The 817-nt window shown below is 72.3% G+C and carries 1 protein-coding gene; it reads left to right on the top strand.

Annotation, left to right across the window (positions count from 1 at the left end):
* Positions 1-179 precede the first annotated feature (179 nt).
* On the top strand, positions 180-817 hold a 638-nt coding region (locus BG452_RS35785; protein ID WP_188308503.1), incomplete at its 3' end, for a response regulator.

Raw genomic sequence — 817 nt, 5'->3', positions numbered from 1 at the left:
GCACCGCCGACCTGCTCGTACTCGGCCGCACCGGGCACCGCCTGGGCCCGGTCACCGGGCGGTGATCCACCGCGCCTGGTGTCCGGTCGTCGTCGTCCCGCGTGGCTGACCCGGTGCGCCCGGTCGCGCGGACGCGCAGAATCGGTGGTGTCACCGACCGCGCACACCGGGAGCAGGCCATGGACACGCCCCAGCCCGTTCGGGTGTTCCTGCTGGACGACCACGAGGTGGTCCGCCGGGGCGTCCGCGACCTCCTGGAGGCCGAGGAGGACATCGAGGTCGTGGGCGAGGCCGGCAGCTGCGCCCAGGCCCTCGCCCGGGTGCCCGCACTGCGCCCGGACGTCGCCGTTCTCGACGTACGGCTCCCGGACGGCGACGGGGTGACCGTCTGCCGGGAACTGCGCGACACGATGCCCGAGTTGGTCTGCCTGATGCTGACCTCCTTCGACGACGACGACGCCCTGCTCGACGCGATCATGGCCGGGGCGGCCGGCTACGTCCTCAAACAGGTCAAGGGCGCCGACCTGGTCAGCGCCGTGCGTACGGTCGCCTCCGGCCAGTCGATGCTCGACCCGGCCACCACCCACAAGCTGATGGAGAGCCTGCGCCACCACGAGGAGAGCGAGTCCGACACGGCGCTCGCCGGACTCACCCCGCGCGAGCGGGAGATCCTCGCCCTGGTGGGGGAGGGCAAGACCAACCGGCAGATCGGCCGGGAGCTCTACCTCGCCGAGAAGACCGTGAAGAACCACGTCTCGCGGCTGCTCGCCAAACTGGGTGTCGAGCGTCGCCTCCAGGCCGCCGTCATCGCCGCCCA

The sequence above is a fragment of the Streptomyces sp. CBMA123 genome (genome assembly GCF_014596465.1).
Classification (GTDB): Bacteria; Actinomycetota; Actinomycetes; order Streptomycetales; family Streptomycetaceae; genus Kitasatospora.
The sequence above is the reverse complement of the archived record's forward strand: the minus strand, read 5'-3'. Positions and strand labels throughout refer to the sequence as shown.